A 22,239-nucleotide genomic window follows, 5' to 3' on the forward strand; every position below is an offset into this window, starting at 1 on the left:
AGAGAGATCATGGCAAGAGCAAAGTTCCTCGTCGACGCCGAGCGCTGCATCGAGTGCAACGCCTGCGTCACCGCCTGCAAGAACGAGCATGAGGTCCCGTGGGGCATCAACCGCCGCAAGGTGGTGACGATCCAGGACGGCCAGCCGGGCGAGCGATCGATCTCGGTGGCCTGCATGCATTGCTCGGACGCGCCGTGCATGGCCGTCTGCCCGACCGACTGCTTCTATCAGACGGCGGACGGCATCGTACTGCATTCCAAGGATCTGTGCATCGGCTGCGGCTATTGCTTCTACGCCTGCCCGTTCGGCGCGCCGCAATATCCCGCGGCCGGCAATTTCGGGTCGCGCGGCAAGATGGACAAGTGCACCTTCTGCGCCGGCGGCCCCGAAGAGGACATGTCCGAGGTTGAGTTCACCAAATACGGGCGCAACCGCATCGCGGAAGGCAAATTGCCGATCTGCGCGGAGATGTGCGCGACCAAGGCGCTTCTGGCGGGCGACGCCGACGAGGTGTCTTCGATCTACCGCGAGCGGGTCGTGGCGCGTGGCTTCGGCTCGGGCGCCTGGGGCTGGTCGACGGCCTACGGCCCCGAAGCCCGCGACGGCTGAACCATAAAAGCGGCCCGCCCGAGGAGGCGAGCCGTATTTCGTTTCACGAGGGGGAAACCGCGATGATCCGCGCGATCGCGTTCATACTGACGCTCATGCTGGCTCTGCCCGCAATGGCGCAGGAATCCGCCGCCCCGTCCGGGGGCAGGGGCGATCCGCTCATCGTCGACGGGAGTGCGACGGGCGGGGCGACCACCCTCGAGGAGATCATGGCCCGGCAGGACGCGCTGCGCGCCGGTGCCACGGAGCCCAATATCGACACCTCGGACCGGCAGGCCACGACCGGTGCGCCGGGCGGGCCCATCACCGAGCCGCTGGGCGCTCTGGGCGGCGCGTCCGATGCCGATCTGTGGCGCGGCGTGCGCTACGACACCGCCGACATCCGGACGCAGCAGCGCGGTCCCGCGGCGGCCACCCTTATTCAGGATGGCGGCATGTGGTGGCAGGAATTCCGCGCCGGGCCGCTGCGGATATGGGGCGGATTCTTCCTTCTGGCGGTGCTTGCGCTGCTCGCCGTGTTCTATGCCTTTCGTGGGCGCATCCGCCTTCACGGACCGCGCACGGGGCGTACGCTCCTGCGGTTCAAGACCTATGAGCGGTTCGGGCACTGGCTGCTGGCCGGGAGTTTCATCGCGTTGGGCCTGACGGGCCTTCTGCTCCTGTTCGGGCGGGTCGCGGTCATCCCGGTCTTCGGGCACGAGGCGTGGGCGCCGATGGCAATCGCGTCGAAATGGGTGCACAACAACATTTCTTGGGCCTTCATGCTCGCGCTGGCGATGATCTTCGTGATTTGGGTGGTTCAGAACATTCCGAACAAGGACGACCTGAAATGGCTCGCCAAGGGCGGCGGCCTCCTCGGCGGCGGTCACGTCCCGGCCCGCAAGTTCAACGCGGGACAGAAGATGATCTTCTGGGCGGTCATTGTGGGCGGCGTCTCCCTGTCGGCTTCGGGCCTGTCGCTACTCTTCCCGTTCGAGTTGCCGATGTTCGCGGGCACGTTCGAGGCGCTGAACGGCTGGGGCCTGCCGCAGGCGCTGGGCCTCGCCCCCTTCGACGCCGACCTCGCGCCGCAGGAAGAGATGCAATACGCGCAGCTTTGGCATTCCATCGTCGCGTTCGTGCTGACGGCGATCATCTTCGCCCATATCTATCTCGGCTCGGTCGGGATGGAGGGCGCCTATGACGCCATGGGCAAGGGCGAGGTGGAGGAGCAATGGGCCCGAGAGCACCATTCCATCTGGGCCAAGGAAGCGATCAGGGAGCGCGACGATCCCAGCCGCGAGCAGACCGGCTCGCCCCACGCGACCCCGGCGGAGTGACGCTATGAAGACCATGTTTGCCGCCTTTGCCGCCGCCCTCGCGATTGCCGTGATCGCCGATGCGGGGCTCGACACTATCGGGTTCTCCTCCTCGGAGCGCTACGCGGCGCCCGGATCCGTCCGCCTCGACTGATCCTCGCATCGCGCATCGTCACGAATGTGGCGTGGCGGGCCGGCGGGATGTTCCGGACGCGAAGAGAGACGGTGCTGCGATCCGGAATGGGTTCCGCAGGTGCCGGTGCGCGGCAATCAGACTCTTGACCCGATTTCGGTGCGCGTAGGCCGGGCTCAGCGAAGTCATGAGCGCCAATTGCCCCGGGGCCTGCACATTAAATCGTTCCGCGCACGAACCGCTGTTGGTCCAGCATGAATTGGAACGGCTTTCGATCGTGCAAAGATCTTCCGGCGCAGCCTTGCATCCACTTCAGAGTGCGCTCGTTGAGGAACACCCAATCTTGGGTCGACTACCCTCAAGTCACACGGCCCGTCTGGCGTGGGTGATCCCTTGTGCCATGTCAGATGCGCACACGTTACCGATTGCCGAATTTGCTCAGATACTGTAACGCTTTCTTGCCGGAAGCAGGAAAGCCTGCTAAGTTAGGGTGATAGGGAGGAACTCAATGGACGCGCATATCATCGATGGCATTCGTACGCCGATCGGCCGCTTCGGCGGTTCTCTCGCCGCGTTACGTGCCGACGATCTTGCCGCCCATCCGATCCGGGCCCTGCTCGACCGCCACCCGGACCTTGATCCCGCAGCTATCGACGAGGTGATTCTCGGGGCCGCCAATCAGGCCGGCGAGGACAATCGTAACGTGGCGCGTATGGCCGCTCTGCTGGCCGGGCTTCCGGAAACGGTGCCGGGCATCACGCTCAACCGGCTCTGCGCCTCCGGTCTCGACGCCGTGGGATTTGCCGCACGCGGGATCCGGGCGGGCGATTACGATCTCTGCATCGCCGGCGGTTCCGAGAGCATGACACGCGCGCCATTCGTCACGGCCAAGGCGGAAACACCCTTTTCGCGCAGGGTCGACACCTACGACACCACGATCGGCTGGCGGTTCGTCAATCCGCGAATAGACAAGGAACACGGCACCCACTCGATGCCCGAGACCGCCGACAACGTCGCCGCGGAGCATGACATCGCGCGCGCCGATCAGGATGCCTTTGCCGCACGCAGCCAAACCCGCTGGCAGGCCGCGCAGGAAGCCGGGTTCTTCGCGGACGAGATCGCACCGGTCACCATCCCGCAGCGTCGCGGCGAGCCGGTTACCTTCGACACCGACGAACATCCCCGCCCCGGCACCGATGCCGCGAAGCTTGCGAAGCTCAAGGGCGTGAACGGACCCGACCTGTCCGTTACCGCCGGGAATGCGTCGGGGGTCAATGACGGGTCGGTTGCGCTGCTCGTCGCCTCCTCCGAAGCGGCGGAACGCCACGGCCTGACCCCGCTCGCCCGCGTGATTGCCACCGCATCGGCCGGTGTCGCGCCGCGCGTCATGGGGATCGGTCCGGTGCCGGCGACGCAGAAAGCGCTCGCGCGGGCGGGGCTCACGATCGAGCAGATGGACGTAATCGAACTCAACGAGGCTTTCGCCGCGCAGGGTCTCGCCGTGATGCGTGCGCTCGGGCTCTCCGACGACGCGGCCCATGTGAACCCGAATGGCGGCGCCATCGCCATGGGGCACCCGCTGGGCGCCTCGGGCGCGCGGCTATGTCTCACCGCCGCGCGGCAACTGGCGCGGACCGGGGGGCGTTATGCCCTCGTCACCATGTGCGTCGGCGTCGGACAGGGCGCCGCCATGATCCTGGAAAGGAGCTGAACGATGTATGCCCAACTCGTGAAATCCGAAGCCGCAGAAGAGACGGAACAGGATCGTGCCTTTCAGGAGCGGATCGATCGCAAGGAGAAGATCGAGCCCAAGGACTGGATGCCGGAAGGGTACCGCAAGACCCTGATCCGTCAGATCGGCCAGCACGCCCATTCCGAGATTGTGGGCCAGCTGCCCGAGGGCAACTGGATCACCCGCGCGCCCACGCTGGAGCGCAAGGCCATCCTGCTCGCCAAGGTGCAGGACGAAGCGGGCCACGGGCTCTATCTCTACTGCGCGGCCGAAACGCTGGGCATCAGCCGGGACGAAATGACGGAGATGCTGCTGGATGGCCGCATGAAGTATTCGTCGATCTTCAATTACCCGACGCTGACCTGGGCCGATATGGGCGCGGTCGGATGGCTGGTCGACGGTGCCGCGATCATGAACCAGGTGCCGTTGCAGCGGACGTCCTACGGCCCCTATGCCCGCGCTATGGTGCGGATCTGCAAGGAGGAATCTTTCCACCAGCGGCAGGGCTTCGACATCATGATGAAGATGGCGCAGGGCACGACCGCGCAGAAGAAGATGGCGCAGGATGCGCTCGACCGCTTCTGGTTTCCGTCTCTCATGATGTTTGGGCCCAGCGACAAGGATTCGGTGCATTCCGCGCAATCGATGGCGTGGAAGATCAAGATGAACACAAACGACGAGTTGCGTCAGAAATTCGTCGACCAGACCGTGCCGCAGGCCGAATATCTGGGCCTGACCGTTCCCGACCCGGACCTGCGCTGGAACGAGGAGACAGGGCATTACGATTTCACCGAGCCGGATTGGTCGGAGTTCATGGACGTCATCAAGGGAAACGGCCCCTGCAATGCCGACCGGATCGAGGCGCGGAAAAAGGCGTGGGACGACGGCGCCTGGGTCCGCGAGGGGTTGATGGCGCATGCGGAGAAGCGGCGTGCGGCGCGGGTGGCGGCACAATGAGCAACCATGCCTCTCACCCCTATCCCGGCACCAAGACCCCCGAGGGCGCGCCCCGGCGCGAATGGCCCCTGTGGGAGGTGTTCATCCGCGGCCAGCATGGGCTGAGCCACCGGCATGTCGGCTCGCTCCATGCCGCCGACGCGACAATGGCGATGAAGAACGCGCGCGACGTCTATACCCGCCGCCACGAGGGCACGTCGATCTGGGTCGTCCCGTCATCGGCGGTCACGGCATCCAGTCCTTCGGCCAAGGGTCCGATGTATGAGCCCGCCGATTCGAAACCCTATCGCCACCCCACCTTCTTCGACATCCCGGACGATGTGGGGGCGATGTGAGCGCGCTCGGCCCCCTCGCGACCCGCATGGGCGACAATACCCTGATCCTCGGCCATCGTCTGTCGGAATGGTGCGGGCAGGCGCCCGCGCTGGAGGAGGATATCGCGCTGGCCAATACGGCGCTGGACCTGATCGGGCAGACGCAGATGTGGCTGGGCCTCGCCGCCGAGATTGCGGGTGAGGGCAAGACCGCGGACGACCTTGCCATGCGTCGCGACGTCTGGGACTTCCGCAACCTGCTGCTGGTCGAACGGCCGAACGTGGATTTCGCATATACGACGACGCGGCAATTCCTGTTCGATCGCTGGCACCTGCCCATGCTCGACGCCTTGAGCCGGTCGTCCGAGCCTCGCGTCGCCGCCATCGCCGCCAAGGCCGTGAAGGAAGCGACCTATCATGCGGAGCGCAGCGCGGAGTTGGTCGTGGCCTTGGGCGACGGAACCGCGGAGAGTCATGACCGGATGCAGGCCGCGCTCGACGCGCTCTGGCCCTATACCGGCGAGATGTTCATCGGCGACGACATCGATGCGGAGCTGGCGAGCGAAGGCATCGCGCCCGCGCCCGAGAGCCTGCGCGACGGATGGGAAGAGGCGGTTCGCACTTTTCTCGCCGACGCGACGCTGTCTGTTCCCGACAGTGATTTCGCGCATCGGGGCGGACGGAGCGGCGCGCGCCATTCGGAGCATCTGGGCCACCTTCTCACCCAGATGCAGTGGCTGCAGCGCGCCTATCCGGACGCGACATGGTGAGGCCCGCCCCCGCCCCCGTTCCGGGCAGCATGTCCGACCTGAGCGGCCGCCCGCGCCATGACGGCCCGCCCCCCGCGACCGAAGAGGAGGTTCGCGCGATCCTGTCGGGCGTGCCGGATCCGGAAATTCCCGTCATCTCCGTCACTGACCTCGGCATCGTGCGCGATGTGGCGCTGCGCGACGGAACCTGCCGCGTCGCAATCACACCCACCTATTCCGGCTGCCCCGCGACCTCGGTCATATCCTTTGCGATCGAGGCGGCGCTGCGCGATGCGGGGCTGGAGCCGGTGATCGAGACGCGGATCGACCCGCCTTGGACGACCGACTGGCTCACGGAAACCGGCCGCGCCAAGCTTCTGGCCTACGGGATCGCGCCGCCTTCGCCGGCGGGAGGCCCCGAAGCCTGTCCGCAATGCGGCGCGTCCGACCTCACGCGGATCAGCAATCATGGCTCCACCCCCTGCAAGGCGCAGTGGCGCTGCGACGCCTGCCAAGAACCCTTCAATTATTTCAAGTGTCACTGATGAAGTTCCAGCCTCTCACCGTCACCGATCTGCAGCACACGACGCGCAATGCCGTCGTGGTCACGTTCGATGCGCCGTTCGACTGGCTCGCGGGCCAGTACCTGACCTTCCGGCGGGATTTCGGCGGGACCGAAATTCGGCGCAGCTATTCCATCTGCTCCGCCCCCGGCGAGCCGCTGCGCGTGGGGATCAAAAAGGTCGAGGGCGGCGCCTTCTCGACCTGGGCGAACGCGGATCTGCGCGTGGGCGACACGCTGGAAGCGATGCCGCCGATGGGGCGCTTCCACACGGAGATGGATCCGGAAGCGGAACGCAACTTCCTGTTCGTCGCCGCCGGATCGGGCATCACGCCGATCCTGTCGCTACTCAAGACCGTCCTGACCCGGGAGCCGAAGTCGCGCGCGACGCTGATCTATGCCAACCGCGCGGTCAACTCGATCATGTTCCAGACCGAGCTCGACGATCTCAAATCCGAGCACCTGACCCGGTTGCAGATCGTCCACATCCTCAAGCAGGACGCGCAGGACATCGACCTGTTCCAAGGCCGCATCGACGCCGGAAAATGCGCCGCCCTGTTCCGCGACTGGGTGCCGGTGGACGGCATCGACGAGGCGTTCATCTGCGGTCCCGAGGGGCTGATGGAGACGGTGTCGGGATCGCTTCGCGAACATGGCATGGCGAAGGAGCGGATCCATTTCGAGTTGTTCGCGAGTGCGCAGGCCGGGCGCCTGCCGCAATCGCAACGCCCGGTGGCCGAGGCCAAGCCCACGGAGGCGACGCTGCGTCTGGACGGGGCGAGCCATGTTCTGACGATGGATCGCGACCAGAGCCTTCTTGAGGCCGCGTTGGCCGACGGAATCGACGCGCCTTACGCCTGCAAGGCCGGTGTCTGCTCGACCTGCATGTGCCGCGTGGTCGAGGGCGAGGTGGAGATGGTCCAGAACCATGCGCTCGAGGATTACGAGGTGGAACGGGGCTACGTCCTGTCGTGCCAGTCCTACCCCCTGACCGACAAGGTCGTCGTGGAATATGACAGCGCGCATTGAGCGCGGCCAAAGTCACACGGCCGGGTTGGCGTCCCCCGGCATGGTGGGGGGGGCGCGCAGCGCTCCCACGCCCCCGGTGGTAATCTGTGCGACCGTGGCGGCGTAATCGCGCCGCGCGTCGCGGTCGGCGCCGGGATTCCACATGTAGAACCAGTTGAGCATCCCGAAGACGCTCATCGTTGCCGCGCGAAGGGACCGGCCCTTGAGGTCGGGAGCGATGGCGCGCAGCCGGTCGGCCAGCGCGGCGACCATCGCGCGCTGATGGCCGCGCAGAACCTCGGCGCGCTCGGGCGGCAGGATGCCCATGCCCTCGGCCTGGATCCGGTGTTCGGCATCCATGCCGTGATAGGCAAACAGCACCTCTTCGCAGAGTGCGCCGAGGCTTTCGTGATCCGCGCAGACAACGTCACGCAACGCGGCGAGATAGGTGTCGAGGATTTCGAAGAGAAGCGCCTCTTTCCCGTCCCAGTAATGGTAGAGCACGCCCTTGGACATGCCCGCCTCGGCGGCGACCGCGGCCATGGACGCGCCCGCGATCCCGTCGCGCGCGAAGACCTGCGCCGCGCTCTTGAGGATGGCCGCGCGTTTGGCTTCGTGATCGCGGGCGACGCTACGCCCCATTCTGGACCTCACGGTTGTCGACAACCCTCCGGGCCTTGCCCTGGGACCGCTCCACCCCGCCCGCGGCGGCAAGCACGATCTCGGCGGTGATGCCGATCATGTCCTTGATCCCCTTGGCGAGCACTTTGCGGCAAGCCTCTCCGTCGCCGCCGGGCAGGCATTCGACATGGATCCGCATCGCGTCCATCTGCCCCTTGCGCACGAGTTCGATCTGGAAATACGGCGCGAGGCCCTTTGTCGCCAGAACCCGCTCCTCCACCTGCGTGGGGAAGACGTTGACGCCGCGCAGGATGATCATGTCGTCCGACCGGCCGGTGACCTTGGCCATGCGCCGCATGCTGCGGGCCGTTCCGGGCATCAACCGGGTCAGGTCGCGCGTGCGGTAGCGGATGACGGGCATCCCCTCCTTGGTGAGGGTGGTGAAGACAAGCTCCCCCTCCTCGCCATCGGGCAGGACCTCGCCGGTCTCGGGGTCGATGACCTCGGGCAGGAAATGGTCTTCCCAGATATGCAGCCCGTCCTTGGTCTCGACGCATTCGTTGGCGACGCCGGGGCCCATCACCTCCGACAGGCCGTAGATGTCGACGGCATGCATGTCGAAAGCCGCTTCGATCTCGGCACGCATCGACGGGGTCCAGGGCTCGGCTCCGAAGATGCCGACCTCCAGCGACGAGTTGCGCGGGTCGAGGCCCTGGCGGTGATATTCCTCGAGCAGGTTGAGCATGTAGGAGGGCGTGACGCAGATCGCCTTGGGCCGGAAATCCTCGAGGAGCTGGACCTGCCGCGCGGTCTGGCCGCCCGACATGGGAACGACCGTCGCCCCCAGCCGCTCCACCCCGTAATGCGCGCCGAGACCGCCGGTGAAGAGGCCGTAGCCGTAGGCCACGTGCACCATGTCGCCCGGCCGCACCCCCGATGCCCGCAGGGACCGCGCCACCATGTCGGCCCAAGTGTCGAGGTCGCGCGCGGTATATCCCACCACCGTCGGCTTGCCGGTCGTGCCGGACGAGGCGTGGATGCGGGCGATCTTCTCGCGCGGGACGGCGAACATGTTGAACGGGTAGGAGCGGCGCAAATCGTCCTTCACGGTGAAGGGAAACTTCGCCAGATCGGCCAGCGTCGTCAGATCGTCCGGCGAAACGCCGGCGGCGTCGAATTTCTCACGGTAGAGCGGAACGTTATCGTAGGCATGCCGCAGCGACCAGCGCAGGCGATCAAGTTGCAGCGCCGCGATCTCGTCGCGCGAAGCGGTCTCAATCGGATCGAGGCTGTCACGGGCGGGGGTGAGATCCTTCATTCGTCCTCTTCCTCATCGAACAATTGGCCGGAAATGGCGCGGGACATGCCGCGGAATTGCGCTATGGGCGTGCCGTCGCGCGTGACGGTGACGTCGTAGATGCCGCTGCGCCCCGTGAGAGAGACCTCGTGCGCCTCTGCCAGAAGACGATCGCCGGGCCGGCCCGGGGCGGTGAACGACACGACGCAATGCTGCGCCACGGTCGACTGATTGCGGCTGTTGCAGGCGAAGGCGAAGGCGGTATCGGCCAGCGCGAAGGTGACGCCGCCATGGCAGGTGCCGTGACCGTTACAATGATGCGGCGCGATCGTCAGCGCGACGATTGCCCGGCCCTCCGTCACCTCGATCAACTCAAAGCCGAACCATTTCGAGGCTGCGTCGTCGGCCCACATCGTTTCCGCCGCGCGGGCGGCACGCGCTTCGGGCGTCATTGCGCGAATCTCGGGGCACGCTTGGCGAGAAAGGCCGCAACGCCTTCGGCATAATCGGGATGGCGGCCGCACTCGCGTTGCAGATCCGCCTCGAGATCGAGATGCTCGTCGAGCCCGTGTTCGCCCGCCGCATGGATCGCCCGCTTGGTCTGGGCCATTCCGAAGCGCGCGCCGTGGGCCAGCCGCGCCGTCAGGCCGCGCGCTTCCTCCATCAGCGCCTCGTCAGGCAGCATGCGCCAGATCAGCCCCCATTCGGCGGCCTTCGCGGCCGAAAGCGGCTCCGCCGTCAGCGCCAGAGCCTTGGCCCGCGCCTCGCCCAGACGCCGCGTCAGGGTCCACGACCCGCCCGCATCGGGGATCAGACCGACCTTGGAAAACGACTGGATGAACCGCGCGCCCTCGGCCGCCAGAACGATGTCGCAGGCCAGCGCGAGGTTCGCCCCCGCCCCCGCGGCGACGCCGTTGACCGCGCAGACGACCGGCGCCGGCAAGTCGCGGATCGTGCGGATCAGAGGGTTGTAGAAGGTCGCGAGTGTCATGCCCAGATCGGGAGGGCCGTCCATCTTGGCCGGATCGCGATCGCCCAAATCCTGACCCGCGCAGAAGCCGCGCCCCGCCCCGGTCAGAAGGACCGCCCCCTTGTCCGCCGCGGCGTCGAGCGCCGTGCGCAATTCCCCGTGCATCTCTGCATTGAAGGCGTTCATCCGCTCGGGCCGATTCAGCGTGATCTCGACCCAAGGCCCGTGATCCGCCGTCAGGATCGTATTGCTCATTGCGTCTCCTCCCCGACGAGACGGTTGCACAAACCCGACCGGTCGGTCAACAATAGTCGCAAAGGAGGCCCCAACATGCTCGACGTTCAAAGCTACATCGCCGGCCGCTGGGTCGGCCCCGATGCCGATGCCCGTATGATCGAAGATGCCGTCACGGGGGCCGATTTCGCCCGCGCGGGCGGACCGCTCGACCCTGCGGAGCTGATTGCCCACGCCACGACAAGGGGCGGCCCGGCCCTGCGCGCAATGACGTTCCACGACCGCGCCCGGATGCTGAAGGCGCTGGCGCTGCACCTGCGCAATCACCGCCCCGCCCTCTACGACCTCAGCTATCACTCGGGCGGCACGCTGGCCGATCACAAGATCGACGTGGATGGCGGCATCGGCACGATGCTGGTGATCGCGTCCAAGGGCCGGCGCGAGATGCCCGACGGCAAGGTCTATATCGACGGCGCGCCCGAGATGCTGGGCCGCGAGGGACAATTCCTGGGAAAGCATGTCTGCGTGCCGCTGCAAGGTGTGGCGGTCCATATCAACGCGTTTAACTTCCCCGTCTGGGGCATGCTGGAAAAGCTCGCCCCGACCCTGCTGGCCGGGGTGCCGGCAATCGTGAAGCCCGCGACGGCGACCTCCTACATCGCCGAAGCCTGCATGCGGATCATGCTCGAAAGCGGGATCCTGCCCGAAGGCGCGGTTCAGCTCGTGAGCGGCGGTCTCGGCGACATGCTCGACCGGCTGGGCCCTCAGGACGCGGTGGCCTTCACCGGCTCGGCGGCGACGGCGCTGAAACTGCGCGGCAACGACAACATCCAGCGCAATTCGGTCCGGTTCACCGCCGAGCAGGACAGCCTGAACGCGTCGGTCCTCGGCATCGACGCCGCCCCCGACAGCCCGGAATTCGATCTGTTCGTGAAGGAGGCACAGCGGGAGATCACGGCGAAGGCCGGACAGAAATGCACCGCCACGCGGCGCCTGATCGTGCCCGAGGCGCTGATCGATCCTGTGGCGAAGGCGCTGTCGGCGCGGCTGGCGAAGGTCGTCATCGGCGACCCTCGGGACGAGGCGACGCGGATGGGCGCGCTGGTCTCGAACGCACAGAAGCGGGATGTCCTTGAAAAGCTCGCCTTGCTGGAGGGAGAGGCTGTCCGCCTGCATGGCGATCCGGAGGCGCTCAAGGGACCGGGGGCGTTCCTGACGCCGATGCTCCTGCGCTGCGACGATCCCGACGGGGCGGCACGGCCGCACGATACCGAAGCGTTCGGCCCGGTCGCGACGCTCATGCCCTACCGCGACACGGCCCATGCCGCCGAACTGGCAAATCGTGGCGAAGGCAGCCTCGTGGCCTCCGTCTTCACGCATGATCCGGGCGTGGCGCGGGAGATGGTGCTGACCTCCGCGGCGTTCCACGGGCGCATCTATTTCAACAACCGCGACAGCGCCGCCGAGGCGACGGGCCATGGGAGCCCCCTGCCGCACATGGTGCATGGCGGGCCCGGCCGTGCGGGCGGAGGCGAGGAGTTGGGCGGCGTGCGCGGCGTTCTCCACTACATGCAGCGGACCGCGATTCAGGGCAGCCCGGATCTTCTGACGGCAATCACCGGCAAATACGTGCCCGGCGCGACCGTGCATGACGGGCCCGGGCATCCGTTCCGCCGGACCTTCGACGCGCTGGAAATCGGCGAGAGCCTGACCACCGAGCCCCGCGTCGTGACGCTGGAGGATATCGAGACCTTCGCCGGTTTCACCGGCGACACGTTCTATGCCCACATGGACGAGGACGCGGCGGCCCGGAATCCGTTCTTCCCCGGCCGGGTGGCGCATGGCTACCTGATCCTGAGCTTCGCGGCGGGACTGTTCGTGTCGCCCGAGGAAGGGCCCGTCCTGGCCAATACCGGCCTCGACAACCTGCGCTTCCTCGCGCCGCTGAGCCCCGGCGAGGCGATCACGGTGCGGCTGACGGTCAAGCACAAGACGCCGCGCACCGACGAATACGGGGAAATCCGTTGGGATGTTCGCGTAACGAAGGACAATGGCGAAGCCGTCGCGGAATACGATTTGCTGACCATGGTGGCGCGCGGCTAGACGGGAGCGGATGGACGATCCGATCCAACTTCTCACCGGCGGACAGGTGCCGCGCGTCTGGTCCGTGCTGGTCACGATCTTCGGCGATCTCGCGACCGCCCCCGGCAGGCGTCTGTCGGGGGCGGAGCTGCGCGCGCTGGTCGCGCCCATGGGAATACGCCCCGAGGCGTTGCGCGTCGCGCTGCACCGGCTGCGCGGCGATGGCTGGCTGGAGGCGGAACGGCAGGGCCGTGAGACGTCGCACGCCCTGACACCGCGTGCCTTGGCCGAAAGTCGTATGGCGGCACGACGGATCTACGCGGCCGAGGCGTCGAAAAGTCTGTTCCTCGTCCTGGCCGAGCCAGGGACGGCGCTGCACAACGATGTGACGCCGGTCACGGCGCAGATCGGGCTGGCCTGTCGGGGCGGGACGGAGCGGATTCCCCTCGACCACGTGCCGAACTGGATCCGCGCCAAGATCTGCCCGCCGGAGCAGGTTGCGGCAATGGCCGACCTCCTCCAACGGATGCGGGCGGTCGATCCCGCATGCACGCCGGATCCGGTCGCGCTGCGCATTGTGCTGGTTCATGAATGGCGGCGAGCGATCCTGCGCCTGCCGGATTTGCCCGACCGGGCCTTTGCCGCCGCGTGGCCGGGCGCGGCGGCGCGGGGCGTGTTCCACGAGCTTCTGACCGAACTGCCCCGCCCGGAGGGGGCCGCGCCGGAGCGCGACCCGGTCGAGGTTCAGAACGGCGAGTCGGGGAAGTAGTAATCCGCCGCGTTCTCAGGCGTCACGAGGACCGATCCAATGACGAATTCGCCCGAAACCGGTGCGTTCGAGGTCAGTCCCACGGCCGTCAGCTCGATCGCGGTGGCGATCATCGACGGGGGGTAGGTGACGTTGGCAGGCACCATCGGATCGTTCTCGGCCGTGCGCTGGATCATTTCCTTCATCCCGGCGCCACCAAGCACGAACTGGACATCGTCGCGCCCCGCCGCCTCGATGGCGGCCAGAACGCCGATCGCCATGTCGTCGTCGGAGGCCCAGACCGCATCGATCTGCGGGTATTTCGACAGGAAATCCTGCATCACGGTGAAGCTGTCGTCACGGTTCCAGTTGCCATGCTCCATCCCGAGGATCTCGATGCCGGACCCCTCGATGGCCTGCTGGAACCCTTCGACCCGCTCGTTGTCGATGGTGGTGGGAATGCCGCGCAGCGCGACGATCTGGCCACCGTCGGGCATGGCCGAAACCATGTATTCACCCGCAACGCGGCCGAAGCCGGGATTGTCTCCGGCCACGTAGAGATCCTCGATTCCCTCCTGCGCGAGGCCGCGATCGACCACCGTGACCCACTTGCCCGCATCGGCGACGGCGGCGACCGGACCGGTCAGCGGCTCGGACTCGAAGGGCAGCACGACCAGCGCGTCGATGTCGCGGGTGGCGAGCATGTCCTCGATATCGTTGACCTGCTTGGCGGGATCCGACGCGGTGGCGAGCACGAAGTCGAGCTGCGGGTAGACGCCCTCCAGCCGGTCCACCGCCTCCTGCGCATGATAGTTCATGCCCCCGGCCCAGCCATGCGTGGCCGCGGGGATCGAGATGCCGATGACCTGCGTCTCCTGCGCGGCGGCCGGCATGGCCAGTGTCGCGGCGAGGGCCGCATATGCGAGATGTCTCATGTCTTTCCTCCCTGGTTTTCCGGGGTCAGGCCCCGGCCTTTCGATCCCGCTGCAAGATGACAGCGAGGATGATGATGACGCCCTGGATCGCGCCGTTGAGATAGGGCGACACGCCGTCGGTCAGGTTCAGGATGTTGTCGATCAACGACAGGATCAGCACGCCGATCACCGTGCCCCAGACCCGGCCGAACCCGCCCTTGAGCATCGTGCCGCCGATGATCACGGCGGCGATGGCCTCAAGTTCCCATAAAAGGCCGGTGCTGCTGGAGGCGGATCCGAGGCGCGGGACGTACATGATCGTGGCCACCCCCACGAGCAGGCCCAGAAACACGAAGGTCAGCAACCGCACGCGGTTCACGTTCACCGATGAATAGCGCGCGACCTGATCGTTGGAGCCGATCGCGGCGGCGTGGCGCCCGAACGCGGCGCGGCGCATCACCACCTCGCCCGCGATGGCGACCAACGCGAAGACGATGATCGGCCACGAGATGCCGAGGATGCCGTCGTAATAGATCGGCCGGATCACGCTGCGCATTCCGAAATCCAGCGACAACGTTCCGCCATCGGCCAGCCACGTCACGAGCGAGCGGTAGATTCCCATCGTGCCCAGCGTGACGATGAAGGCCTCGATCCGCATCGTCGTGACGAGAAAGCCGTTGATAAACCCCGCCGCCACGCCCGCGACCAGCGCCGTCGTCATGCCCACGAAGACGAGCGGCCAGCCCGGCCCCATCGTCGGCAGCAATCCGTTCATCACGAGGATCATCAACCCCGCAATGAAGGCTGCCATCGACCCCACCGACAGGTCGAGCCCGCCGGCGGTGATCACGAAGGTCATGCCGACCGCGATGATGCCGATGAACGCCGACCGGCTGAGCACATTGGTGATGTTGCCCATGCTCAGGAAGTTCGCGTTCAGAAGCGCGCCGACCAGGATCAGCGCCAGCAGCGCCAGGATCGGGCCCAGCACCTTGAGATCGAGGTGCCGGGCCCGGCCCTGCGCCCCCGCCCCCTTCGCATCCGTGGCCGTCATGCCGCCCCCCTTACGCCGTCGAGGCCCATGGCCAGACGGACGATCCTGTCTTCGTTGATGTCCGGGCGCGAAAGCTCTCCCGCGAGCCGGCCCTGCCGCATGACGAGAACGCGGTCGGCGAGGCCGATCACCTCCTGCATCTCCGAGGAGATGACGATGACCGACTTGCCGCGCGCGACGAGGCCGTGGATGAATTCATAGATCTGCTTCTTGGTGCCGATATCGATGCCGCGGGTCGGCTCGTCGATGATGACGATCTGGGGGTCGGCAAGCATGGTCTTGGCGAGGAGCAACTTCTGCTGGTTGCCGCCGGACAGGTTGCCCACCTCGACGGCGCGATGCGGCGCACGGATGTCGAAATCCGCAATGGCCTGGTCGAGCGCCCGATCCTCAGCCGCCTCGTCTATCAGCACGCGCGTGAAATCGCGCAGGGATTGCAGCGTCAGGTTCTCGCGCATGCTCTTGTCGAGCAGCAGGCCGCGCTCCTTCCGATCCTCGGTCAGGTAGGCGATTCCGGCATCGAGCGCGGCGCGCGGGCGGTCGCGGCGGATCGCCCGGCCCTCGACGCGCACGGTGCCGGTCGCGGCCCGCAGCCCGACGAGACCCTCCATCGTCTCCGTCCGGCCCGACCCGATGAGTCCCGCGATCCCGAGAATCTCGCCCCGGTGCAGATCGAAGGACACGTCGCGCGCATGGCCGGGAACGGTCAGGCCCTCGACCGTCAACACGATTTCGCCGCCCACGGGCGCGGCACGTTCCGGATAGAGGCTGGAGACGTCGCGGCCGACCATCGCGGTGGCCATCTCGTCCTCGGTCATCGCCTGCGTCATCGCCTGCGCGACCACATGGCCATCGCGCAGCACCGTCACGCGGTCGGAGATGCGCTTGACCTCGTCAAGCTTGTGCGAGGTGAACAGGATCGCCACACCCTCCGCCCGCAGCCGGCTTATCTGCGAAAACAGGACCTCGGCCTCCCGCTCGGTCAGGACGGCGGTCGGCTCGTCCATGATCAGCACGCGCGCATCCCGGCTCAGCGCCTTGGCGATCTCGACCATCTGCTTGTCGGGATTGGAGATGTCGCGCACCACGGCGTCGGGCGCGACATGGCAGTCGAGCCGGTCGAGCAGGTGCCGTGTCCTCTCCCGCATCGCCCGGATATCGAGGAACGGACCGCGTTTGAGTTCGTGCCCGAGGAAGATGTTCTGCTCCACGGTCAGAAGCTCGGCGAGATTGAACTCCTGATGGATCAGGACGACACCATGCGCCTCGGCCGCCTCGGACGAGGCGAAGGCGACGGGCCTGTCATCCAGCAGGACCTCGCCGGATGTCGGCGCGAGATAGCCCGACATGATCTTCATCGTCGTGGACTTCCCCGCGCCGTTCTCACCGATCAGGGCGTGGACCTCGCCGGGATGCAGGTCGAGCGTGACGTCATGGAGCACCTGCACGGCGCCGAAGCTGCGGTCGATATTCCGCAGCGACAGCTTCATAGATCGACCCATGCCGCGTTGCGCCCGGAGGACCGGACGCAGGCCTCCACGAACCGAACGCCCCGCAATCCATCCTGCACATCTGGCAGCAGGTGGTCGGGGACCTGCCCCCGGCGATGCGCCTCGATCAGGTCGGCGGCCTGGGCGTAGATGTTGGCGAACCCCTCGAGGTAGCCTTCGGGATGGCCCGGCGGCGTTCGGTGACCGATCGTCTCTGTGAACCCGGCGCCGCCGCGGGTGATCAGGCGCTTTGGCTCGCCGAACGGCGTGAACCAGAGGTTGTTGGGATCCTCCTGCGCCCACTCAAGGCCACCGCGCGCCCCGAATACACGCAGGCGCAGGCCGTTCTCGTGGCCCGGCGCAACCTGACTGGACCACAGCATCCCGCGCGCGCCGCTGGCATAACGCAGCATCACGTGAACGTTGTCGTCGAGCCTGCGGCCCGCCACGAAGGTGTGCAGATCGGCGGCGAGGCTCTCGGGCTGCTCTCCCGTGACGAATCCCGCAAGGTTGAAGGCATGGGTGCCGATATCGCCCACGCAGCCCCCCGCACCGGACCGTTCGGGGTCGGTGCGCCACTCGGCCTGCTTCGAGCCGGCCTCCTCGACGGCCTCGGTCAGCCAATCCTGCGGATACTCCATCTGCACGACGCGGAGCGTTCCAATCGCACCCTCGGCGACCATCCGGCGGGCCTGCCGCACCATCGGATAGCCCGTGTAATTGTGGGTCAGCACGAAGAGCGCGTCCGACGATTCCACCGCTTTCACGAACTTGCGGGCATCCGCCAACGTGGAGGTCAGTGGCTTGTCGCAGATCACGTGGATGCCGCGCTTGAGGAACTCCCGCGCGGCGGCGAAATGGACGTGGTTGGGCGTGACGATGGAGACCGCCTCGATCCCGTCCTTCAGCCGCGCCTCGCGCTTGGCCATTTCGGCAAAATCGCCGTAGCAGCGTTTCGGATCGATCCCGAGTTCCGCCCCGGACGACAGAGACTTCTCGGGCGTCGAACTGAATGCCCCCGCCACCAGCTCATAGCGGTCGTCGATGCGCGCGGCGATGCGGTGGATCCCGCCGATGAAGGCGCCGGAGCCGCCGCCGACCATGCCGAGACGAATGCGGCTCATCGGTCGAGCCCCAGCATCGCGCGATTGGCCGCATCGTCGGCCCCGCCGGCGGCGAAGTCGTCGAAGGCCTGCGGCGTCACGCGGATGATGTGGTCCTTGACAAAAGCCGCGCCCTCGCGCGCGCCGTCCTCGGGGTGTTTGAGCGCGCATTCCCATTCGACCACGGCCCAGCCGTCGAAATCGTTGGCCGCCATCTTTGAGAAGATCGCGCCGAAATCGACTTGCCCATCGCCGAGGCTGCGGAACCGCCCGGCCCGGTCGACCCAGGACTGGTAGCCGCCATAGACACCCTGCCTGCCGGACGGATTGAACTCCGCATCCTTCACGTGAAACATTTTTATGCGGTCGCGGTAGATGTCGATGTTGTCGAGATAATCGAGGCATTGCAGGACGTAGTGGCTCGGGTCGTAGAGCATGTTCGCGCGCGGATGGCCGCCGACGCGGTCGAGGAACATCTCGAAGGTCACGCCGTCATGCAGGTCTTCGCCGGGATGGATCTCGTAGCAGATGTCGACGCCCATCTCCTCGGCATGATCGAGGATCGGGCGCCAACGGGCGGCCAGTTCGTCGAAGGCCGCGTCGATCAATCCGGCGGGCCGTTGCGGCCACGGATAGACATACGGCCAGGCAAGTGCCCCCGAAAAGGTACAGAGCTTGTCGATCCCGAGATTGCGCGAGGCGGTGATGGCTTTGCAAACCTGATCGACGGCCCATTCCTGCCGCGCCTTGGGGTCGCTGTGGACGGACGGATCGGCGAAGCCGTCGAACGCGGTGTCATAGGCCGGATGCACGGCGACGAGCTGACCCTGGAGGTGGGTGGAGAGCTCGGTCACCTCGATCCCGTTGGCCGCGGCCTGCCCCTTCCACGCATCGCAGTAATCGCGCGATTCGGCGGCCTTCCCAAGATCAAAGAGCCGCGCATCCCATGACGGGACCTGCACCCCGGCATAACCGCAATCGGCCGCCCATTTCGTGATGCCGTCCCACGTGTCGAACGGCGCCGCATCGCCGGCGAACTGCGCCAGAAACAGGGCAGGGCCCTTGATCGTCTTCATGTCGTCCTCCCTTGCCGCGGCTGAATCCTCCCAGAGCGCCGCGATGTGCAATCGTTTACATAGTTGCCTTCGGTCGGCAAACGGTTTCTGGGACGCCGCGACCGGAGGGCTCCACCATCACTGCCAAGACGCGCATTTCCGACGTGGCCCGACTGGCCGGGGTCTCGACGGCCACGGTCAGCCGGACGCTGAGCCGTCCTGAAAAGGTGGGCGCCGCAACGCGCGCCCGCGTGATGCAGGCGGTCGCCGCGACGGGATATCGCCTCAACGCCGCCGCGCGCGACCTGCGGCAGCGGCGGGCCCGGGCGATCACGCTCCTCGCGCCGAACCTCGCCAACACCTATTTCAGCCGCATCGTCGCCGCCGTGCAGGAGGTGGCGGGCGCGGCCGGCCTGCGCGTGCAGCTCCTCGATTCGCAGGTGGAGAGCGACCGGCTCGGCCCGGTGGGCAGCGACGGGCGAACCGACGGAATCCTCCTGCTCGACGGGGGTCTCGACCCGGAGATCGTGCGGGGATGGACGGTGCCGGTGGTGATGGTCTGCGAGTGGATGGACGCGCTGGGCCTGCCTTGCGTGGGAACGGACAACGTGGCGGCCATGGGTCTTGCGGTCGATCATCTGGCAGATCTGGGGCACCGGCGGATCGCCTGGATCGGCGGGCCGCCGGGCAATGTGCTGAGTGCCGCGCGTGCCGAGGGCTTCACCGCCGCGATGACACGGCGTGGCCTGCCCTTGCGCGACCGAGACCGATTGACGGGTGACTTCACCATGGCGAGCGGTGCATGCGCGGCGCATCTCTGGGCGGCCACGCCCGAGCGGGCCACCGCCATCGCCTGCGCCTCGGATGAGAGCGCGCTCGGCTTCATCTCGGAATGTGACCGGATGGGACTGGCCTGTCCGCGCGATGTAAGCGTGGCGGGGTTCGACGATATCGACTTCTCCGAGCGGTTCATTCCGCCGCTGACGACGGTTCACCAGCCGCGCGCCGCTTTGGGACGGCGAGCGGCCGAACAACTGATCGCGGCGCTGGAGAGCGGAGAGCCACCGCCCGCCGGACGGCAGATTCTGCCGTCGCGGCTGGTGGTGCGGGGGTCCACGCGGGCGGTCTAAACAACTTCCCATGGCTCCGTTGCGCGGCGGCCGGCCACGGGTTCAAGCGGTATTCGGCTGACGCGGCCGGCGTCGGTGTGGTCGGAAGGCTTAGCCGCTGTGAGTTCGACCTGCTTGATGGCGCCCGGGGGCACACAAAAGGCCGATCCGCGCCCCTACGACCAATCGACCTGACCAATCGCGGATTTCCCGTTGCCCCCCGGCGGCTGGCTTGGCCCCTTCGAAACATGGGGGCGGCCCGAATATCTGCCGGTTGCCGAAGTTGCGCCCGCCTTGTGGCTTCCGGGCAGTTCAGGAGAGTCGGCGGGAACCGCCTCTATCCGGCTCTTGTTGACAGCGCGAACCTGCAAACACGCAAGGAGCCGAACCCATGGGCGACGCGCCGAAGATTCCCCCCCAGTCCCAAGACTCAATGCCCGCCGACGAATACAAGATGGAGCCGGCGCCGGATTATACGCCGCGCCATCCAGGCTCGGGCAAGCTCAAGGGCAAGGTCGCCTTGATCACCGGTGGCGACAGCGGCATCGGTCGCGCGACCTCGGTCCTGTTCGCGCGCGAAGGGGCCAAGATCGCCATCGCCTATCTCGAGGAGAGCAGGGATGCCGAGGAAACCCGGAAGCTGATCGAGGCCGAAGGCTCCGAATGTCTGCTCATCGAAGGCGATCTCGGCTCCAAGGAGAACTGCGAAGCCGCCGTCGGCAGGACCAGGGAGCAGTTCGGTCAGATCGACGTGCTGATCAACAACGCCGCCCAGCAATGGATTGACGAGGATTTCGCCAATCTGAGCGAAGAGATGATGCGGCGGATGATCGACTCGAACGTCATGGCCTACATGTTCATGACCCAAGCCGCCCTGCCCCACCTCAAGGAAGGCGCGGCGATCGTCAACACCACCTCGGTCAATGCCTTCAAGGGCAACAACTCTTTGATCACCTATTCCACGACGCGCGGCGCGAGCCTAGCCTTTTCGCGGTCCATGGCCTCACTGCTGGCCGACAAGGGCATCCGCGTCAACGCCGTCGCGCCGGGCCCGATCTGGACGCCCTTCATTCCCGGTTCCATGCCACCCGAGATGGTCGAGGATTTCGGGAAGGCCGTTCCGATGAACCGCGCGGGTCAGCCATGGGAAGTGGCCACGGCCTTTTTGTTCCTCGCCTCGTCGGACGGCAGTTACTTTACCGGCCAGACGCTGCACCCGAACGGCGGAATGATCGTCGGGGCTTGATCTTCAGGTGCTTTGCACCTCGAAGTCATGCCTATGAGGGTTTTGGGCAGTCCGGTTACTGGCCGGGCTGCTTTTTCTGCAGACAACGGCATCGGCGACCTGCCGGGCGTGCACGGAAAGTTCGAACACGTCGCCCGCATGACGGTCGATGCGGTGTCGCTACCGTCCTTCTTTCCGTCACCTTTCGCCCATGGCGGGTACGACATCGGCGACTGTATGGACGTCAATTCCCGCTGCGGCACGCTGACGAATCTCGATGCGGTGGTGGAAAAAGCGCAGGATCTGGACCTGCTCGTGATGATCAACCAGATCTTCAACCACATCTCGGTCGAGGCGCTCTGGCTCAAGTTGTCCGTCGCCGGTCATCCCGATTGCGACGATTACTACGTCTGCGCCGATCCGAAGCCTGATGACACGGCCTCGACCTAGAACCACAAGCGCCAGCATGATTATCTTCATAACTTCACCGCCGCGCAGCCACCGCTCAACCTGCACTGTCCCGGTATGCAGGAGGAGCCGGCGCAGATCATGCAGTTCTGGTGCGACCGGGGCGTTAACCCGCATAATTCATAAAGCTGCGGACTTGTGCTCCGTGGGATGGTTTCCCCGGTCTCGGTTTTCTTGCGCGCACCCGGTGTTTGCGTCCGGTTGGCAGGCCGGCCGGTGACTTGGGTCTTGGGCGATACGGGTTGATGTTTCTGGGTTTGTCGGGGCGCATGCGTCAGGCTGTTTTCGGTGGGGCGAGGGCGTCGAAGAGAAGGAGGAGAAGTCCCTTTCGGGGACACGAAGCCGGCAGGGTCACGATGATCCGGGTCTTCTTTTCGACGATGGTGGCGGCCAGNTTGACGAGATGCAGCCGCAGCGTGTCGAACTGGGCGCGGCGCCATGGTGAACGTTTTGGGCAAGCCGCGCGAAGCTTCCACCAGACCCAGTAGGCGCAGCCATGCAGCATCA

Annotated in this window: 24 protein-coding genes; 14 read left to right on the forward strand and 10 right to left on the reverse strand. The window is 66.5% G+C overall.

Translation table 11 applies throughout. The features are described from left to right. Positions 1-9 precede the first annotated feature (9 nt). The 9 genes from fdh3B (at position 10) to JSE7799_RS08655 (ending at position 7,383) form a co-directional block, all read left to right on the forward strand. Positions 10-609: a formate dehydrogenase FDH3 subunit beta gene (fdh3B, locus tag JSE7799_RS08620; protein ID WP_055663246.1), complete on the forward strand. Its 600-nt coding sequence runs from the start codon at positions 10-12 to the stop codon at positions 607-609. 62 nt (positions 610-671) lie between these two features. Beyond that, positions 672-1,928 (forward strand): formate dehydrogenase subunit gamma, encoded by a 1,257-nt coding sequence (locus JSE7799_RS08625; RefSeq protein WP_055663247.1) that lies wholly within the window; start codon positions 672-674, stop codon positions 1,926-1,928. A 4-nt stretch (positions 1,929-1,932) separates the two neighbouring features. Beyond that, positions 1,933-2,061, forward strand: coding sequence for a hypothetical protein (locus JSE7799_RS22015; RefSeq protein ID WP_275934893.1), 129 nt, complete (start codon positions 1,933-1,935; stop codon positions 2,059-2,061). A 487-nt stretch (positions 2,062-2,548) separates the two neighbouring features. Next, entirely contained in the window at positions 2,549-3,751 is a 1,203-nt protein-coding gene (gene pcaF / locus JSE7799_RS08630; RefSeq protein ID WP_055663248.1) for a 3-oxoadipyl-CoA thiolase, read from the forward strand. A gap of 3 nt (positions 3,752-3,754) precedes the next feature. Further along, positions 3,755-4,729, forward strand: a complete 975-nt coding sequence (gene paaA / locus JSE7799_RS08635; protein WP_055663249.1) for a 1,2-phenylacetyl-CoA epoxidase subunit PaaA — start codon at positions 3,755-3,757, stop codon at positions 4,727-4,729. Next, on the forward strand, positions 4,726-5,064 hold the full coding sequence (gene paaB / locus JSE7799_RS08640) for a 1,2-phenylacetyl-CoA epoxidase subunit PaaB (RefSeq protein ID WP_055663250.1): 339 nt from the start codon (positions 4,726-4,728) through the stop codon (positions 5,062-5,064). Before paaA ends, paaB begins: the two co-directional genes overlap by 4 nt. Before the next feature lie 26 nt (positions 5,065-5,090). Then, on the forward strand, positions 5,091-5,813 hold the full coding sequence (paaC, locus tag JSE7799_RS08645; RefSeq protein WP_055663269.1) for a 1,2-phenylacetyl-CoA epoxidase subunit PaaC: 723 nt from the start codon (positions 5,091-5,093) through the stop codon (positions 5,811-5,813). Positions 5,814-5,842: 29 nt separating this feature from the next. After that, positions 5,843-6,337 (forward strand): 1,2-phenylacetyl-CoA epoxidase subunit PaaD, encoded by a 495-nt coding sequence (gene paaD / locus JSE7799_RS08650; RefSeq protein ID WP_083480394.1) that lies wholly within the window; start codon positions 5,843-5,845, stop codon positions 6,335-6,337. Further along, positions 6,334-7,383, forward strand: coding sequence for a 2Fe-2S iron-sulfur cluster-binding protein (locus tag JSE7799_RS08655; protein WP_055663271.1), 1,050 nt, complete (start codon positions 6,334-6,336; stop codon positions 7,381-7,383). Before paaD ends, JSE7799_RS08655 begins: the two co-directional genes overlap by 4 nt. A 12-nt stretch (positions 7,384-7,395) precedes the next feature. Here JSE7799_RS08655 and JSE7799_RS08660 read toward each other — a convergent pair whose 3' ends face one another. From JSE7799_RS08660 to paaG, 4 genes are read right to left on the reverse strand one after another with little or no spacing between them, the layout of a single operon-like run. Then, positions 7,396-8,004, reverse strand: coding sequence for a TetR/AcrR family transcriptional regulator (locus JSE7799_RS08660; RefSeq protein ID WP_055663251.1), 609 nt, complete (start codon positions 8,002-8,004; stop codon positions 7,396-7,398). Next, positions 7,994-9,301: a phenylacetate--CoA ligase PaaK gene (paaK, locus tag JSE7799_RS08665; RefSeq protein WP_055663252.1), complete on the reverse strand. Its 1,308-nt coding sequence runs from the start codon at positions 9,299-9,301 to the stop codon at positions 7,994-7,996. Before paaK ends, JSE7799_RS08660 begins: the two co-directional genes overlap by 11 nt. Next, positions 9,298-9,732 (reverse strand): hydroxyphenylacetyl-CoA thioesterase PaaI, encoded by a 435-nt coding sequence (gene paaI, locus JSE7799_RS08670; protein ID WP_055663253.1) that lies wholly within the window; start codon positions 9,730-9,732, stop codon positions 9,298-9,300. Before paaI ends, paaK begins: the two co-directional genes overlap by 4 nt. After that, positions 9,729-10,505, reverse strand: coding sequence for a 2-(1,2-epoxy-1,2-dihydrophenyl)acetyl-CoA isomerase PaaG (paaG, locus tag JSE7799_RS08675; protein ID WP_055663254.1), 777 nt, complete (start codon positions 10,503-10,505; stop codon positions 9,729-9,731). The genes paaI and paaG overlap by 4 nt, the downstream gene beginning before the upstream one ends. A 75-nt stretch (positions 10,506-10,580) precedes the next feature. Between paaG and paaZ the strand changes: the two genes are divergently transcribed. Both paaZ and JSE7799_RS08685 read left to right on the forward strand, forming a co-directional pair. After that, a complete protein-coding gene (gene paaZ, locus JSE7799_RS08680) occupies positions 10,581-12,587 on the forward strand; it encodes a phenylacetic acid degradation bifunctional protein PaaZ (protein WP_055663255.1) in 2,007 nt (668 codons plus the stop codon). Between the two features lie 10 nt (positions 12,588-12,597). Then, positions 12,598-13,335 carry a PaaX family transcriptional regulator C-terminal domain-containing protein gene (locus JSE7799_RS08685; protein ID WP_055663256.1) on the forward strand — a complete coding sequence of 246 codons (738 nt, stop codon included), beginning with the start codon at positions 12,598-12,600 and terminating at the stop codon, positions 13,333-13,335. Here the strand turns inward: JSE7799_RS08685 and JSE7799_RS08690 are convergent. Genes JSE7799_RS08690 through JSE7799_RS08710 form a run of 5 tightly spaced genes read right to left on the reverse strand, consistent with a single transcriptional unit; the run spans position 13,311 to position 18,951 of the window. Next, positions 13,311-14,249, reverse strand: a complete 939-nt coding sequence (locus tag JSE7799_RS08690) for an ABC transporter substrate-binding protein (protein ID WP_055663257.1) — start codon at positions 14,247-14,249, stop codon at positions 13,311-13,313. The two genes, JSE7799_RS08685 and JSE7799_RS08690, sit on opposite strands and share 25 nt — an antisense overlap. Before the next feature lie 25 nt (positions 14,250-14,274). Continuing rightward, positions 14,275-15,282 carry an ABC transporter permease gene (locus JSE7799_RS08695; protein ID WP_055663258.1) on the reverse strand — a complete coding sequence of 336 codons (1,008 nt, stop codon included), beginning with the start codon at positions 15,280-15,282 and terminating at the stop codon, positions 14,275-14,277. Next, positions 15,279-16,784, reverse strand: coding sequence for a sugar ABC transporter ATP-binding protein (locus JSE7799_RS08700; protein WP_083480390.1), 1,506 nt, complete (start codon positions 16,782-16,784; stop codon positions 15,279-15,281). The genes JSE7799_RS08695 and JSE7799_RS08700 overlap by 4 nt, the downstream gene beginning before the upstream one ends. After that, on the reverse strand, positions 16,769-17,896 hold the full coding sequence (locus JSE7799_RS08705; RefSeq protein ID WP_055663260.1) for a Gfo/Idh/MocA family protein: 1,128 nt from the start codon (positions 17,894-17,896) through the stop codon (positions 16,769-16,771). Before JSE7799_RS08705 ends, JSE7799_RS08700 begins: the two co-directional genes overlap by 16 nt. Further along, positions 17,893-18,951 (reverse strand): sugar phosphate isomerase/epimerase family protein, encoded by a 1,059-nt coding sequence (locus JSE7799_RS08710; RefSeq protein ID WP_055663261.1) that lies wholly within the window; start codon positions 18,949-18,951, stop codon positions 17,893-17,895. The genes JSE7799_RS08705 and JSE7799_RS08710 overlap by 4 nt, the downstream gene beginning before the upstream one ends. Positions 18,952-19,094: 143 nt before the next feature. On the opposite strand from JSE7799_RS08710, the gene JSE7799_RS08715 reads away from it, so the two are divergent. The 3 genes from JSE7799_RS08715 (at position 19,095) to JSE7799_RS08725 (ending at position 21,714) form a co-directional block, all read left to right on the forward strand. Further along, a complete protein-coding gene (locus tag JSE7799_RS08715; protein WP_055663262.1) occupies positions 19,095-20,060 on the forward strand; it encodes a LacI family DNA-binding transcriptional regulator in 966 nt (321 codons plus the stop codon). A gap of 412 nt (positions 20,061-20,472) precedes the next feature. After that, positions 20,473-21,285, forward strand: coding sequence for an SDR family oxidoreductase (locus tag JSE7799_RS08720; protein WP_245624841.1), 813 nt, complete (start codon positions 20,473-20,475; stop codon positions 21,283-21,285). Positions 21,286-21,297: 12 nt separating this feature from the next. Continuing rightward, complete coding sequence (locus JSE7799_RS08725) at positions 21,298-21,714, forward strand: alpha-amylase family glycosyl hydrolase (RefSeq protein ID WP_083480392.1); 417 nt, start codon at positions 21,298-21,300, stop codon at positions 21,712-21,714. 292 nt (positions 21,715-22,006) lie between these two features. Here JSE7799_RS08725 and JSE7799_RS08730 read toward each other — a convergent pair. Further along, on the reverse strand, positions 22,007-22,239 hold a 233-nt coding region (locus tag JSE7799_RS08730), incomplete at its 5' end, for a transposase (protein WP_055663265.1).

Source organism: Jannaschia seosinensis, assembly GCF_001408515.1.
Classification (GTDB): Bacteria; Pseudomonadota; Alphaproteobacteria; order Rhodobacterales; family Rhodobacteraceae; genus Jannaschia; species Jannaschia seosinensis.